9 protein-coding genes are annotated in these 15,828 nt (G+C 34.6%); all 9 read left to right on the top strand.

Translation table 11 applies throughout. The features are described 5' to 3' along the window. The first annotated feature begins 80 nt into the window (after positions 1-80). The 9 genes from H8K90_RS02510 to H8K90_RS02470 all read left to right on the top strand — a co-directional run bounded on the left by H8K90_RS02510 (position 81) and on the right by H8K90_RS02470 (position 15,827). Positions 81-3,191: a SusC/RagA family TonB-linked outer membrane protein gene (locus tag H8K90_RS02510; RefSeq protein ID WP_186844359.1), complete on the top strand. Its 3,111-nt coding sequence runs from the start codon at positions 81-83 to the stop codon at positions 3,189-3,191. A 9-nt stretch (positions 3,192-3,200) separates the two neighbouring features. Next, on the top strand, positions 3,201-4,610 hold the full coding sequence (locus H8K90_RS02505) for a RagB/SusD family nutrient uptake outer membrane protein (RefSeq protein ID WP_186844358.1): 1,410 nt from the start codon (positions 3,201-3,203) through the stop codon (positions 4,608-4,610). A gap of 122 nt (positions 4,611-4,732) precedes the next feature. Then, positions 4,733-6,115: a glucoamylase family protein gene (locus H8K90_RS02500; protein WP_186844357.1), complete on the top strand. Its 1,383-nt coding sequence runs from the start codon at positions 4,733-4,735 to the stop codon at positions 6,113-6,115. Continuing rightward, complete coding sequence (locus H8K90_RS02495) at positions 6,116-7,483, top strand: glucoamylase family protein (RefSeq protein ID WP_186844356.1); 1,368 nt, start codon at positions 6,116-6,118, stop codon at positions 7,481-7,483. It abuts the gene before it with no gap. A gap of 12 nt (positions 7,484-7,495) precedes the next feature. Then, positions 7,496-8,281, top strand: a complete 786-nt coding sequence (locus tag H8K90_RS02490; protein ID WP_186844355.1) for a carboxylesterase family protein — start codon at positions 7,496-7,498, stop codon at positions 8,279-8,281. Between the two features lie 2 nt (positions 8,282-8,283). Further along, the gene (gene bglX, locus H8K90_RS02485; RefSeq protein ID WP_186844354.1) at positions 8,284-10,626 is read left to right on the top strand and encodes a beta-glucosidase BglX; all 2,343 of its coding nucleotides are present in this window, start codon (positions 8,284-8,286) and stop codon (positions 10,624-10,626) included. Positions 10,627-10,638: 12 nt separating this feature from the next. Beyond that, positions 10,639-13,245, top strand: a complete 2,607-nt coding sequence (locus tag H8K90_RS02480; protein WP_186844353.1) for a glycoside hydrolase family 2 TIM barrel-domain containing protein — start codon at positions 10,639-10,641, stop codon at positions 13,243-13,245. Further along, positions 13,246-14,133 (top strand): alpha/beta hydrolase, encoded by an 888-nt coding sequence (locus tag H8K90_RS02475; protein WP_186844352.1) that lies wholly within the window; start codon positions 13,246-13,248, stop codon positions 14,131-14,133. Continuing rightward, a complete protein-coding gene (locus H8K90_RS02470) occupies positions 14,133-15,827 on the top strand; it encodes a sulfatase family protein (RefSeq protein ID WP_186844351.1) in 1,695 nt (564 codons plus the stop codon). The genes H8K90_RS02475 and H8K90_RS02470 overlap by 1 nt, the downstream gene beginning before the upstream one ends. Position 15,828 lies beyond the last annotated feature (1 nt).

The following is a 15,828-nucleotide window of genomic DNA, read 5'->3' as shown; positions in this document are numbered from 1 at the left end:
ATTAATAGAGTTTAACATTAGATTATAATTTAGACACAAGAAATAAACTAACTATCTAATCTAAATATTAATTAATTTATATGAAAACAAAAATTAGTCTATTGTTGATGCTATTTTTTTCGTTTTATGCTTTTGCGCAACAGATCGAAATTAATGGCCAAGTCACAAGCTCAAATGATGGTTTGCCTCTGCCAGGAGTAAGTGTAATTGTAAAAGGAACTACTAAAGGGGTTTCAACTAATATTGATGGTAAATATTCTATTTCAGTGAATGTTGGTGATCAATTAGAGTTTAGTTACCTCAGTTTTAAAACTGTTACTATTACTGTTGGTAATGAAAAGGTAATTAATGTGTCTTTAGAAGATGACATAGAAACTCTTAATGAAGTTGTTGTTATTGGATACGGTACGCAAAAAAGAAAAGAAGTTACTGGTTCTATTGCCAGTGTATCAGGGGAGGAATTATTAAAACAGCCTGCCGTAAATGCTGTTCAGTCTATTCAAGGTAAAATGACTGGTGTTAACATCGTTAACACTAATGCACCTGGTAGTGAACCAAATATAATAATAAGAGGTATCGGCACTGCTGCTGGTGGAGATGAGCCATTATATGTAGTAGATGGTGTACAAGTAAATAGTATAACTAATATCAATCCTGCAGATATAGCGTCATTTGACGTGCTTAAAGATGCGTCTTCTGCAAGTATTTATGGTATGAATGCGGCTAATGGTGTAGTTATTATCACTACCAAAAAAGGTAAAGAAGGAAAAATGAGATTAGAAATTTCGTCTTTTTATGGTGCTAAAACTATGTTGAATCAAGTAGAGATGGCGAATTCTTTTCAATACGCCAGATATTTTAATGAAAACCAAGTTGCTTTGGGTGAAACTGTTTTTCTTTCTAGCGATCAACCACATGATACAGACTGGTATGATGAATTAACAGATGTAGGTTTAAGCAACTCTAATAACATAGCAATATCAGGTGCTAGTGAAAATATTAATTATTTTTTTAGTTTCAATAATTACACTGAAGACGGTATACTAAGTGATGACGATTATAACAGAAATACCTTAAGAGCAAATAATAGTGTAGAACTTTTTAACGATCGATTAAAAATTTCATCTAACATCAGTGCGTCTTTTATTCAAGCCTTTCCAAAACCTTTTGGAGCATTTAATGCGGCTTATAGACAAGCACCAGTTGTGCCAGTTTTTTATGAATCAGGACAGTATGGTCAATCATTTTGGAATCAAACAACTGGTATTGCTACTTATTTAGGTAATCCTGGTGAAATTATCGACAGGTTAAATTCTACGGGTAATCCGCTTATGGCTGTTGATTTTGCAAACCAAAAGAACAATACTACAGACTTGCAAGGAAGTATTCAAGCGGATTTAAAAATTACAGATTATGTAACGGCTTCAGCAAGGTACTCTGCAACAAAATCTTTTAATAAGGTTAGAACGTTCAATGATACAAGAGGACAATGGTTGGCTGGTGATCCTACAAGAACTGACGACGAATTTCAAACCAACCAAGATAATAATCCTGGGGTAGTTTCATGGGCAGACAATAGTTTGTTCTATTCTAATTCTGAAAGTTATAGATACAATGTTGAAGGGTTTTTAAATTTTGAAAAAACCTTTAATAATGTACACAATTTAAATGCTGTTGTAGGTTTGTCAAGAGGTCAGAGAAATGATGTGTATACCATAAATGCGAGAGGATACGGTGTGCCATTACAGGAAAACTATTGGAGTGTTAATTTTGCTGACGATGGTTATGAAAAAGTTGTAAATCAATTTTATTCAACTCCAACAAGAGAACAATCTTATTTTGGTAGAGTTATGTATAATTATGATGAGAAATATTATATACAGGCTAATATAAGAAGAGATGGTTCAAGTAATTTTAAGAATGATAATAACGAAGACTACTTCGATAACTTTCCTGCTATAAGTGCTGGTTGGACCATTTCAAACGAGAGTTTTTTCAACGCACCTTTCATTGATTTCTTAAAAATAAAAGCTGGTTGGGGTAGAGTAGGTAACTCAAGAGTACCATTTAATCAAACAACTTTAACAACAAGTACAGGTAGTAGTAGTGTAAATTATGTGTTTGGCGCAAATCAAGATTTAGCGTTTGGTGCTGCTTATGGAGCTGAAACATTCCCTATTTCTTGGGAAGTAACCGAGGAATTAAACGCAGGTTTTAATTTAACTGCTTTAGATTATAGATTAAATGCAGAATTTAATTACTACGATAGAAGTACTGAAAATGCAGTTTTACTTGTAACTCCAATTTATACTACTGAGGGTTCTCAAAGTTTTTACGATCATGGCGCTGAGGTTTCTAATAAAGGAGTTGAGATAGATTTAAAATGGAGAGATAATATCGGTGATGATTTTTCTTATAATGTTGGAGCCGTTTTTTCAACCAATAAGAACCGAGTAATAAATGTAAAATCTGCTTATGATGGCCAAACAGGAGGTAGTTTAAGTAATGGTCAAATAACTAAGAGATTAGAAGAAGGTCAACCAATATATGCTTGGTGGATGTATGAAACCGATGGTGTATGGCAAAACGAAGATGAAATAGCTAATAATGCAAGTATTTCAGGTGCACTACCTGGGCACTTAAGATATAAGGACCAGAATGAAGACGGAGTTATTGATGATAAGGATAAAAAATTCTTCGGAACTTATTTACCAACATATTCTTACGGACTTTCTTTAGGATTCAATTATAAAAACATAGATTTCGTAGTAGAAGGATATGGAGCAGGTGGAAACAAAGTTTATAATGGATTAAAAGGTACTCGTATCAATGGAGGTGAGAATATTACGGAAGAAGTATTTAATTACCGATGGACAGGCGAAGGTTCTACAAATAAATATCCAGGTGCAAATAGAGATTCTTTTGCTTCAGATTATTACCTAGAGGATGGAGATTATTTTAGAATCAATAACATTACTATAGGTTATACAATTGAAAATTTAATTGACGGATTAGGTAAAGTTAGGGTTTATGCTACTGCTCAAAATCCTTTTATGTTTACCAAATATTCTGGGTTTACCCCAGAAATAGTAGGAGGAAATGGAGGAAGTGCAGCCAATACATCTGGTATAGAGCTGTCTGCATATCCTAACCTTAAGACATTTTTATTTGGTATTAATATTGAATTATAAAAAAAAGTTATGAAACGAAAAACAATAAAATTTGGAATGCTATTGTCAGCTTTACTTATAGTAGTTAGCTGTAACGATGAGTACTTAGATGTTGACAGTAGAGCAAGTATTGATGCGGCTGATATTGGAGAAGCTGTTCCGCCAGAACAATTGGTAAATGGTATTTACGGTATGTTAACAGACTGGGATTTCTCTTTTTCTTATTTAGGAATCACAGAAATTATTTCAGATAATGCAGATAAAGGTAGTTCTGCTTCTGATACAGGTACAGATAAACAACAATTAGATGCCTTAGAACATACAACTACTGGGCCATCAATAAGATCTATGTGGGAGCATTGGTATAAAAGTATTGGTAGAGCAAGTATTTCAATAAATTATTCAGAAACTTATGACATATCTGATCAATCATATAGAGAAAGATTAATAGGTGAAGCTAAGTTTTTAAGAGCACTCAATTATTTTTGGTTAGTGCGTTCATTTGGTGATGTGCCTTTACAACATGTAGACTATGTTATCCGTCAACCAAAAGCAGATGTATATGCTTTTATAGAACAAGATTTGTTAGATGCAATAGATATGTTGCCTAATAAGAGTGAATATGCAGATTCAGAAATAGGACGAGCAACTAAAGGTGCCGCTCAAGCTTTATTAGCAAAAGTATATATGTATGAAGAAAGTTGGCAAGATGCTTATGATATGGCTACAGCCGTAATTACTGGAGGTGAGTACGATTTACATTCTAATTATGAAGAATTGTGGAGGGCTTCTCAAGAAAATGGTATAGAATCAATTTTTGAAGTACAAGGAAGAGGAGAATCTATAGCTCATGGTGTACAACAATATTCACAAACACAAGGTGCAAGAGGTACTGGTGGTTGGGGCTGGGGTTTTAATACACCTTCTCAAAATCTTTTAAATGCATTTAATGCAGAAGGAGATGTTATTCGTAGAGATGCAACAATCATTTTTGCAGGTGAAACATTATGGGACGGTAGAGAAGTTAGCGCTTCCACAGAAAACCCTATGTATAATGAAAAAGCATACTCGAGTGCGAATGCAGGTGCAGGTGATGGTGATAAAAATGTTAGAATTCTTCGTTTTGCCGAAGTATTATTAATTCAGGCAGAAGCTGCACTTCATATAGGTGCAGATGCTGCAACACCATTAAACAGAGTGAGAAATAGAGTTAATCTTGCTTCTATAAATTCACCAACTATGAATGATATTTGGAAAGAAAGAAGATTAGAGTTGGCCTTTGAGCACGACCGTTGGTTTGATCTTAATAGAACTGGTCAAGCAGAAAGTGCTATGGCAGCAGATGGTAAAACATTTATTGTAGGAAAACATGAATTGTTTCCAATTCCAGATTTACAAATTAACCAAACACCAGAGATGACTCAAAATCCTGGTTGGTAATAAGTGAGTTTAATATTGAGCCAAAACACTATAATTTGAGTGTGTATAAATTTTTGAATTAGTCTTTACTGCTTTAGCTGCATTGAAATAATATGCAGCTAAAGTTTATTCAAACACTACTAATGAAACTAATTAATCAAAATAAAACTATTGTTTTGATGGCCATAGTATTATCTATATTTAGCTGTCAAAATAATACTAAATCCACTGAGAATTCAGATATGGCTTTAGTTAAGGATGCTAAATTTGATTTAACAGAAAATCATCTTTTAGATACCATTCAATTCCAGACTTTTAATTATTTCTGGGATGGAGCAGAGCCAAATTCTGGAATGGCAAGAGAGCGGATTCATTTAGATAATGATTATTCCATGTCTCCAGAAAATATAGTGACTACTGGAGGAAGTGGTTTCGGTCTTATGGCAATTTTAGTAGGAGTAGAACGAGGTTGGATTACAAGAGAACAGGCTTTTAAAAGATATACTAAAGTTTTAGATTTCCTGGAAAAAGCTGATCGCTTTCACGGAGCTTGGTCACATTGGATAGATGGAGAAACTGGAAAAATGTATCCATTTGGTAAAAAAGATAATGGTGGTGATTTAGTGGAAACCGCATTTTTGGTACAAGGGTTATTAACAGTTTCCGAGTATTTTAAAAATGGTTCCCAAAAAGAACAAAAGCTCATTACCAAAATAGAACAACTTTGGAAAGAAGTCGAATGGAATTGGTATACAAAAGAGGGTGAAGATGTGCTTTATTGGCATTGGTCACCAGAGTATGATTGGGACATGAATTTCCCAGTAGGTGGTTACAACGAATGTCTAATTATGTACGTGCTTGCTGCAGCCTCACCAACCTACCCAATTTCAAAAAAAGTTTACGAAAAAGGTTGGGCAAGAAATGGTGACATAGTTTCAAAGGCATCTTATTACAATGAAGAATTGATTTTAGATTATTTTGAGCATAGCGACGCACCAGTTGGTCCATTGTTTTGGGCACATTACTCTTATTTAGGATTAAACCCAAAAGGATTATCAGACCAATATGCCGATTATTGGAAACTCACTCAAAATCATGCTAAAATTCACTATAAGTACGCAATACATAACCCAAAGAACTATAAAGGTTATGGCGATGATATTTGGGGATTCACTTCAAGTTATTCTATAAATGGTTATGCTGGTCACAGACCTGGAGATGATTTAGGCGTCATATCGCCAACGGCAGCATTATCCTCTTTTCCCTATACACCAAAAGAGAGTATGCAAATGCTAACAAATTTGTATAAAAACCATGATAGTTTAATAGGTGAGTATGGTCCCTTTGACGCATTTAGCTTCGAACACAATTGGTATCTGCCTAGATATTTGGCAATTGATCAAGGTCCAATACCTGTGATGATAGAAAACTACAGAACAGGTTTGTTTTGGAATTTATTTATGAATAACAAAGACGTACAAAACGGTCTGAAAAAGCTTGGTTTTACCAATGAAAACAAAAACTAAATGAAGAAATTAGGTTATATATTATTAATTATTTTTTTCAGTTGTGGTTCTAATGATGAATCGACTTATCAAGAGCCAGATGATTCTGTAGATGATGAAATACCAACAGATGATGATCCAGTTGTTACGAATCCTTTAACCGATATTCAAATAATGAATTTAACACAACGGACGACCTTTAAATATTTTTGGGATTTTGCTGGTGCTAATTCTGGTGCTGCTAAGGAGCGTTATCATCCAAACGATCCTTCAAATAGTCAAAATGTAATTACAACTGGCGGTAGTGGTTTTGGTCTTATGGCAATTTTAGTAGGAATTGAGCGTAATTATATTTCTCGCACAGAAGGTGCAGAAAGACTAACACAAATACTAAATTTCTTTGAAGGTGCAGACCGTTTTCATGGCGCTTGGTCGCACTGGTTAGATGATAATTCGGGTGCTATAATTCCTTTTAGTTCGCAAGATAATGGTGGAGATATTGTAGAAACTGCATTTTTTGCCCAAGGTTTAATTTGTGTAAAAGAATATTTCAAAAACGGAACATCTGAAGAACAAGTTTTGGCCAGCCAAGCCGATACACTTTGGAAAAGTGTTGAATGGGATTGGTACACCAACAATCAAAATAAATTGTTATGGCATTGGAGTCCATCTAATGGGTTTGCAATTAATCTTGAATTAAGTGGTTATAACGAAACTTTAATTGCATTTATTCTTGGTGCTGCGTCACCATATCATGCGATTTCACCAGATGTATATCATCAAGGTTGGGCAAGTAATAGTAGTATTGTTTCAACAGAAAGTCAGTACAGTATTCCATTAATTTTGGATCATGCGGGTTCGGGTACGGGTCCTTTGTTTTGGGCTCATTATTCTTATTTAGGATTAAATCCAACAAACCTAAATGATCAATATGCTAATTATTGGAATTTAAATGTAAATCATACTAATATAAACTATCAACACTGTGTTAGTAATCCTCATAATTATACAGATTATGGTGTAGATTGTTGGGGATTAACGGCTAGTTATACACGCAATTCTGACGGTTCCGTAGGCTATACGGCTCACGAACCAGAAAATGATAATGGTACAATTTCGCCAACGGCAGCTATTAGTTCTATGCCGTATACTCCAGAAAAATCATTGGCAGCAATGCATTATTTCTATGGAAAGGACTTAATGGGTCCTGCTGGTTTTTACGATGCTTTTAATCCACAGTACAATTGGGTTACTGAGCGTTATTTAGCCATAGATCAAGGCCCACAAATTATTATGATAGAGAATCATCGCACTGGCTTATTATGGAATTTATTTATGCAAAACGACGATGTGCAAAACGGATTAAACATATTAGGATTTACCTATTAAACCAATTAAAAAATGAAACACATTAAAAACCAAATAACATTTTGTTTGCTGCTAATTTCAGCAATAACCTTCGCACAAAAAGATATATATAAAGAAGAAGTGCATATTAAAGGTGAAGATACATTGCAGTACCGTATAATGTATCCTGAAAATTTTTCAGAAGATAAACAATATCCTGTATTGCTATTTCTTCATGGAGCTGGTGAGCGTGGTAATGATAACAAAAAACAACTTGCACATGGAAGTAAATTGTTCGCAGATAAAACCAATCGTGGTGCGTTTCCTGCAATTGTTATTTTTCCTCAATGTTCAAAAGAAAGTTTTTGGTCTAATGCAGAGGTGGATCGATCTTCTCTTCCACGAAAGCTTGTTTTTCCAGAAGATAAAGAAGCAACAAAACCAATGCAATTGGTGATTGATTTAATGCAAGAAGTTACCAGTAAAGACTATGTGAATAAAGATAAAGTTTATGTTGGTGGATTATCTATGGGTGGTATGGGAACTTTTGAAATCTTATCCAGACAACCAGATATGTTTGCGGCTGCTTTTGCTATTTGTGGAGACGGTAATGCTGAGCTAACTAAAAACTATGCTGCTAAGGTAGAATTATGGGTTTTTCATGGTGCTAATGATGATGTTATAGACCCAAAAGGTTCTTTAAAAATGGTGAATGCTATTTTAGAAAATGGAGGGAAACCAAATTTCACTTTATACTCAGACGCTAATCATAACAGTTGGGATCCTGCTTTTGCAGAACCTGAATTATTAACCTGGCTTTTCTCTAAATCAAAAAAATAAAAATGACGACGCTTAAATTCACTAACATAAAATCTCTTGTAATTGGTTTCGGTATACTCACAGCATTATCGTGTAGCACCAATAGCAACAATTCATCATCGGTAAAAACGGATAATCCCTATCAAACTAAGGTAGATTCGATTGTTGATTTAATGACCTTAGATGAAAAGCTAGGTCAGTTAAATCTTCCGGCAACAGGTGCTATTACAACAGGTTCTTCAAAAAGTACCGATGTTGTAAAAAAGATTGAAGATGGAAAAATAGGTGGACTTTTCAATATTAAAGATCCTAAAAATATTTACGAAGTTCAGAAAATAGCGGTTGAAAAAAGCCGATTGGGTATTCCGTTAATTTTCGGAATGGATGTGATTCACGGTTTTAAAACAACCTTCCCAATTCCTTTAGGTCTTTCTGCCTCTTGGGATATGGAAATGATTGAAAAAACAGCACAAATTGCCGCTTCTGAAGCTAGTGCAAATGGTATTAATTGGACATTCTCGCCTATGGTAGATATTTCTCGGGATCCTCGTTGGGGAAGAGTTTCAGAAGGAAATGGTGAAGATCCATATTTAGGTAGTGAAATAGCACGTTCAATGGTACGTGGCTATCAGCAAAATGATATTGCAGCAAACAATACATTAATGTCTTGTGTAAAACACTTCGCTTTATACGGTGCGCCAGAAGCAGGTAGAGATTACAATACGGTAGATATGAGTCGGATTAGAATGTATAACGAATATTTACCACCTTATAAAGCTGCTGTAGAAGAAGGTGTAGGTTCGGTAATGGCATCGTTTAATGAAATAGATGGAATTCCTGCAACAGGTAACAAATGGTTATTAACCGATTTGTTGCGCGATGATTGGGGATTTGATGGATTTGTAGTATCTGATTACACTGGAATATACGAAATGCGTGCGCATGGTATGGGTGACGAATTCGATGTAACATCTTTAGCTTTAAAAGCAGGATTAGATATGGATATGGCTGGTGATGCTGCTAATATAAATGCATCTTATATCAAAGATCTTAAAGGTGCCTTAGACCAAGGTAGGGTTTCAATGGATGATATAGATAAGGCGGTAGCACGTGTATTAACAGCAAAATATCAATTGGGTTTATTTGACGATCCATACAAATATTGTAGTGAAGAACGTGCTAAAAATGATACTTACACGAAGGAAAATCGTGATTATGCACGTATTGTGGGTGCAGAATCATCAGTATTACTAAAAAATGATAATCAGATTTTGCCACTTAAAAAATCTGGCACCATTGCAGTAATTGGCCCCTTAGCAAAAGCTAGTAACAATATGGCAGGTACCTGGTCAGTGTCTACTGATCACGAAAGTTGTATTTCGGTGTGGGATGGTTTACAGCAAACTGTTGGCAAGGATGTTAATTTATTGTATGCAAAAGGTAGTAATATCGATTACGATTTAGAATTAGAACAGCGTTCTACAATGTTTGGTAAAACCATTCCTCGAGATGGAAGAACAGATCAACAAATGCTAAATGAAGCATTATCAGTTGCTAAAAAATCTGATGTTATTGTAGCTACTATTGGTGAATCGGCAGAGTTTAGCGGTGAAAGTAGTAGTCGAACAGATATTGGCATACCACAAGTTCAAAAAGATTTGTTGCAAGCATTATTAAAAACAGGAAAACCGGTTGTTTTAGTACTGTTTACTGGTAGACCTTTAACGTTAGTTGAAGAGAGTGAAACTGTTCCGGCAATTCTTAATGTTTGGTTTCCTGGTAGCGAAGCTGGTTTATCCATTTCAGATGTGTTGTTTGGAGATGTAAACCCATCTGGTAAGTTAACAGCAACATTTCCAAGAAATGTTGGTCAGGTACCGTTATTCTACAATCATAAAAACACAGGTCGTCCACTAAGCAATTCGGAAGGTAAATTTGAGAAATTTAAAACCAATTATTTAGATGTTCGTAACGAACCATTATATCCATTTGGTTTTGGATTAAGCTACACCACTTTTGAATATAGTAAGCTTAAAATTGATAAAACGTCGATGTCTCAAAACGACATAGTTACTGTCTCTGTTGATATAACAAACACTGGTGACTACGATGGAAAAGAAGTTGCTCAGCTTTACATTAGAGATATGGTTGGCACAGTGACAAGACCAGTAAAGGAACTTAAAGGTTTTAAGAAAATATTTATAAAAAAGGGTGAAACAGAAACGGTAACATTTAATATTTCCGTTGAAGATTTAAAATTTTATAACTCTAGTTTAGAATTTGTTGCAGAACCGGGTGAATTTCAAGTCGCTATCGGTACAAATTCAGATGTTCCTTTCGAAAATTCATTCAAACTTTTAGATTAATAGCTAATTATTATGCCACACATAAAATACAAGACGTTATCCCTAGCTTTTATGGCGTGTGTGGCTTCCTTTTTTTTAAGTCACGCCCAGTCCAAAATCATTAATTCGGGTTGGCAGTATTCTGAAGATAAAACCCATTGGCAAACTGTTAATATTCCTCATACTTGGAATGCTAGAGACGCATTTGATGATGAGTCTGGTTACCGTCGTGGCTTAGGTTATTACAAGAAGCAAATCTTTGTGTCTTCTAAAGATGAAGACCAAATTTTCTGGTTAAAATTTAATGCAGTTAATCAAGAAGCAACCGTTTTTGTAAACGGAAAAGAAGTCACTAATCACAAAGGTGGTTACACAGCTTTTAATGTTGAAATCACTTCGCTTTTAAACTTTGATTCGTACAATTTAATTGAAGTTGTAGTTGATAATTCTCATAATGACAATATTCCGCCTTTAGATGCCGATTTTACCTTTTATGGTGGTATTTATCGCGATGTTGAATTAATAAACGTCCCAAAACAACATTTTAGTTTAAAGGATTTTGCGTCTGATGGATTTTACATTGATTATTACAATGTTTCCAAAGAAAAAGCTGGTGTTAAGGTCAAAGTGTTAATTGATAATTTTGAAGACAAAGCAAACACACATTTAGATCTTAAAATACTTGATGAAGAAGGTGAAATTATTAGAGAAGATCATCAAGGTTTAAAGTTAAAAGCTAACGAAACCAAAATTGTTGAATTCGACTATCCAGAGATTAAAAATCCAAAATTATGGTCGCCTGATTACCCATACCTATACAAATTAGTCATCACTCTAACAGATAAAAATGGAACCATTTTAGACCAAAAGCATTCCAATTTAGGTTTTCGTTGGGCAAGTGTAGACCCAGAAAAAGGCTTTTTCCTCAACGGAAAACCAATAAAATTAATTGGAGTTAATCGTCATCAAGATTATAAAGATTATGGTAATGCAGTACCAATTGAACTGCAAAAGAAAGACATTCATATTATAAAAAATATGGGTGCAAATGTCATTCGGTTTGCACATTATCCGCACGCTAGAGAATTATATAAGCTTTGTGATGAACTCGGTATTTTAGTCTGGACAGAAATTCCAATAGTAAATAAAGTAACCGATTCCGATACATTTTTTGAAGTTTCTCATACTATGCAAAATGAGCACATCAAACAATATTACAACTATCCAAGCGTGGTAATGTTTGGTTATATGAATGAGATTTTTCTACGTTGGGCTTTCGATAATAAATCAACCGAAAAAGAAAAGGAAGATTTAAAAATAACATCATTAAAGCTAGCAAGAGAGCTTGAAGATTTAACCCGAAAACTAGCACCAAATCATATTACGGTTATGGCTGGTCATTTAAACGAAGTATATAACGAGACTGGAATTGCCGATTTACCCATGATTTTTGGCTGGAATCTCTATTTCGGTTGGTACGATGCGCAAATTGAGGATTTAGGTAAATTCTTAGACGACCAACATCAGCGGTATCCAAAACGCTCAATGTTGCTTTCAGAATATGGTCCAGGAGCAGACGTTAGAATTTTTACAAAAACACCTAAAAAGTTCGATTTTTCTACAAATTATCAAGCAAAATTGCATCAATCTTATTACAAGCAGATTACAAACAGATCTTTCATGACTGGAATGACAGCGTGGAATTTTGCCGATTTTGGTTCAGAATTCCGAGGTGATGCCATTCCACACGTTAATCAAAAAGGATTGGTGCAATATGACCGAACAACTAAGGATATTTACTATTGGTACAAATCGGTTTTAGATGATGGTGTGCCTTTTATTCATATTGCAACAGATTATTTGAGCCAGTTAACGGTTTTAGAAGATGATACGTTTCCAATTCAAATCTATTCTAATTTAAAAGACATAAATGTAAGTTTGAATGGTAACAGTTTAGGCGATTTTAAAGTTGAAAACGGTGTTGTTTCCGTCAATATGCCTTTCACAAATGGTGACAATACTATAAAAGTTTCAACTGAAATTATTTCCGAAGAAAAAAGAATGAAAGTTAATCGAATTGAAACATTTGATTTTAAGAATTTTAAACGTTTTGGTGTAAATATAGGTGCACATTTCAACTTTTATGATGAAGAGCAAAACATTACGTTTGTGCCAGATCAAGCGTATAAAAAAGGATGGTTTGGGTATAAAAATGGTACAGCTTTCGGTATAACCAAAGACAAAAATCAAGGTCTGCCACATAATATTAAAAACACCAATGCAGAGCCATTGTTTCAAACTTTATTAGAAGGTTGTAACGAGTATAAAGTAGACGTGCCTGAAGGTAATTATCAAGTCGCGTTATACTTCGTTGAACCTCATATAAAGCCAACCGAAAACATTTATAACCTTTCTAGAAGTACTTCAGAAATTAATAAAAAGCAGCGCATTTTTGACATCTATATAAATGATAATTTAATAGAAAAGAACTTGAATTTAGCAGAGCAATATCCAGAAAAATATGGTGTTGAGATAAGTTCAGAGATTAATGTAAATACTTCAGAAGGACTTACTATTAATCTTAAAGCCATTGAAGATAAAGCGGTAATTAGTGGAATTTTAATTGAAAAACTAGACTAAATGAAATTTGTAATAAACCTATTTGTATTCTTGTTTGTGTTTACACTCTCAGCACAAAATAAAGCGACTTACACGTATTCCATAAAAGGAAAAGACACTTTAATGTTGGATGTTTACACACCAAAAAATATCAAAAAAACAGATACGTTACCAGTTTTGCTTTGGATGCATGGTGGTGGATTTGCAGTTGGTCACAGAGATTATATAGATGATGAAAATTTAGTGAAATATGCTGCTAAAGAGCAGAATTATATTGGTATATCCATTTCGTATCGTCTACTAAGAAAAGGTACAAAAACAGGTTTTGGTTGCGATTGTAGTAAAGATGAAAAGTTAGAAACCTTTAAGCAAGCTGCCATCGATTATATGGATGCAGCAAAATATGTGGTTGAGCACGCTAATGAGCTTCAAATCGATACTACAAAAATCATTGCTGGTGGCAGTAGTGCTGGTGCCGAAGGTATCCTAAATGCAGTGTTTATGCGCGAGTATTTTGTGGATAATGCCGAAGATTACAGTAATGTAAAATTTGCCGGTGCATTTTCGTGTGCTGGTGCTATTGTCGATGCGAGTTATATGTCGCCAGAAAATGCTGTGCCAACCGTCTTATATCACGGAACAAAAGACCAATTGGTACCTTATGGAAATGCACCACACCATTACTGTGCACCAACCAAAGACGGTTATATAATGTTGGATGGTTCTAAAATTATAGCCGATAAACTAGAGGAATTTGAGACGTCTTTCTATTTCAATATTGTGAAAGATGCACGTCACGAAATTTCCAGAATTCCTTATGAAGAATTAGATATTGTGTTCAACTTTTTTAAACGCACAGTGCTTAATGACGAAGTCGTTCAAACTAAAATCATAAAAACGAAACAGTAATGCGATATAGTTCAGTAATATTAATATGTCTTTTGTTTTTTCAGTCTTGTAAAGAGGAAAAAAAGCAAGATAATGTTGATGTGCCAAAAAAGCGACCAAACATCGTTTTTATTATGGCAGACGATCATGCTGAACAAGCCATTAGTGCATACGGTCATCCTATTGGTCAACTAGCACCAACGCCAAATATTGACAGGATTGCCAATGAAGGTGCGCTCTTTAAAAACAACTTTTGCACCAATTCTATTTGTGGTCCAAGTCGTGCTGTGATACTAACAGGAAAGTTTAGTCACGTTAACGGTTTTAAAATGAACGGTAACCGTTTTGATGGTAGCCAACAAACGTTTCCTAAACTGCTTCAAAAAGCAGGTTACAATACTGCAATGATTGGGAAATGGCATTTACATGGTAATCCGGAAGGCTATGACTATTGGAATATTTTAAAAGATCAAGGTAATTATTACAACCCAGATTTTATAGCATTAAATGAAACTACAAAGCTTGCAGATACAACCAGGATTGAAGGTTACGCAACCGATATTATTACTGAAGAAGGCTTAACGTATCTAAAAAAAGTAAAAGATGCTGATCAGCCATTTATGCTCATGTTACAGCACAAAGCGCCACACAGAAATTGGATGCCAGCTTTGCGACATGCCAATAAATACGATTCTATAAAATTTCCATTACCAGATACTTATTTCACCAATCATGAAGGTTCTTTAGGCTCTCAACAACAATTGCAAACCATTTATAAAGACATGTATGAAGGTCATGATTTAAAAATGACTAAAACAAAAGGTAATCCAGAATTAGCTTGGAATCCTTGGACCACCGATTTTGAGCGTATGTCACCAGAGCAGCGTTTAGCTTGGGACAAGGCCTATCGAGCAAAGAATGATGCGTTTCATGATGCTAATTTATCTGGAAAAGCATTAGCCGAATGGAAAGGACAACGCTATCTACAAGAATACTTAGCCACCATTGCTTCGGTTGATGAAGGTGTTGGTCGTGTGTTAGACTATCTTGAAAAAAACGGATTAGCAGAAAACACCATTGTGATTTATACTACAGATCAAGGATTTTATCTGGGAGAAAAAGGCTGGTTTGACAAACGTTACATGTACGAAGAATCATTAGCAATGCCGTTATTAGTAAAATATCCGAATGCAATAAAGCCAGGAACTGTGATAGAGGATTTAACTCAGAACCTCGATTTTGCAGAAACCTTTTTAGACTATGCACAAGCTGAAATTCCTGAAGATATGCAAGGTAAATCCTTGCGACCACTTTTAGAAAAAACATTTGATGAAACAGATGATTTTAGAGATGCTGTGTATTATCACTATTACGATTATCCTGCATTTCACATGGTGAAGAAGCATTACGGAATTAGAACTAAGCGCTATAAACTCATGCATTTTTTTGATGATATTAATACTTGGGAATTATATGATTTAGAGGAAGACCCAAAAGAAATAAATAACCAAATCGATAATCCAGAATATGACGAAATTGAAGCTGAACTAAGAACTCAGTTGGCAGAGCTTCAAAAACAATATAAGGTCACCGATGAAGAATTTAAGCAAGCACCAAAGCAGCAAGTAGAACGTGCTTACAAGCAATTTGAAAGATTAAGAGGTCATACAGGCACTTCTTATAATCCAGAAACAGATAAAGACACTAAAATATAAA

It is taken from the genome of Winogradskyella echinorum, from assembly GCF_014297365.1.
Taxonomy (GTDB): Bacteria; Bacteroidota; Bacteroidia; order Flavobacteriales; family Flavobacteriaceae; genus Winogradskyella; species Winogradskyella echinorum.
Note: the sequence above shows the minus strand (reverse complement) of the source record. Positions and strands in the feature narration are given on the sequence as shown.

Excerpts from the sequence above, each read along its gene's own strand:
- H8K90_RS02500 (WP_186844357.1), top strand. The coding sequence starts at position 4,733 with ATGAAACTAATTAATCAAAATAAAACTATTGTTTTGATGGCCATAGTA.
- H8K90_RS02510 (WP_186844359.1), top strand. The coding sequence starts at position 81 with ATGAAAACAAAAATTAGTCTATTGTTGATGCTATTTTTTTCGTTTTAT.
- H8K90_RS02470 (WP_186844351.1), top strand. The coding sequence starts at position 14,133 with ATGCGATATAGTTCAGTAATATTAATATGTCTTTTGTTTTTTCAGTCT.
- bglX (WP_186844354.1), top strand. The coding sequence starts at position 8,284 with ATGACGACGCTTAAATTCACTAACATAAAATCTCTTGTAATTGGTTTC.
- H8K90_RS02490 (WP_186844355.1), top strand. The coding sequence starts at position 7,496 with ATGAAACACATTAAAAACCAAATAACATTTTGTTTGCTGCTAATTTCA.
- H8K90_RS02480 (WP_186844353.1), top strand. The coding sequence starts at position 10,639 with ATGCCACACATAAAATACAAGACGTTATCCCTAGCTTTTATGGCGTGT.
- H8K90_RS02475 (WP_186844352.1), top strand. The coding sequence starts at position 13,246 with ATGAAATTTGTAATAAACCTATTTGTATTCTTGTTTGTGTTTACACTC.
- H8K90_RS02505 (WP_186844358.1), top strand. The coding sequence starts at position 3,201 with ATGAAACGAAAAACAATAAAATTTGGAATGCTATTGTCAGCTTTACTT.
- H8K90_RS02495 (WP_186844356.1), top strand. The coding sequence starts at position 6,116 with ATGAAGAAATTAGGTTATATATTATTAATTATTTTTTTCAGTTGTGGT.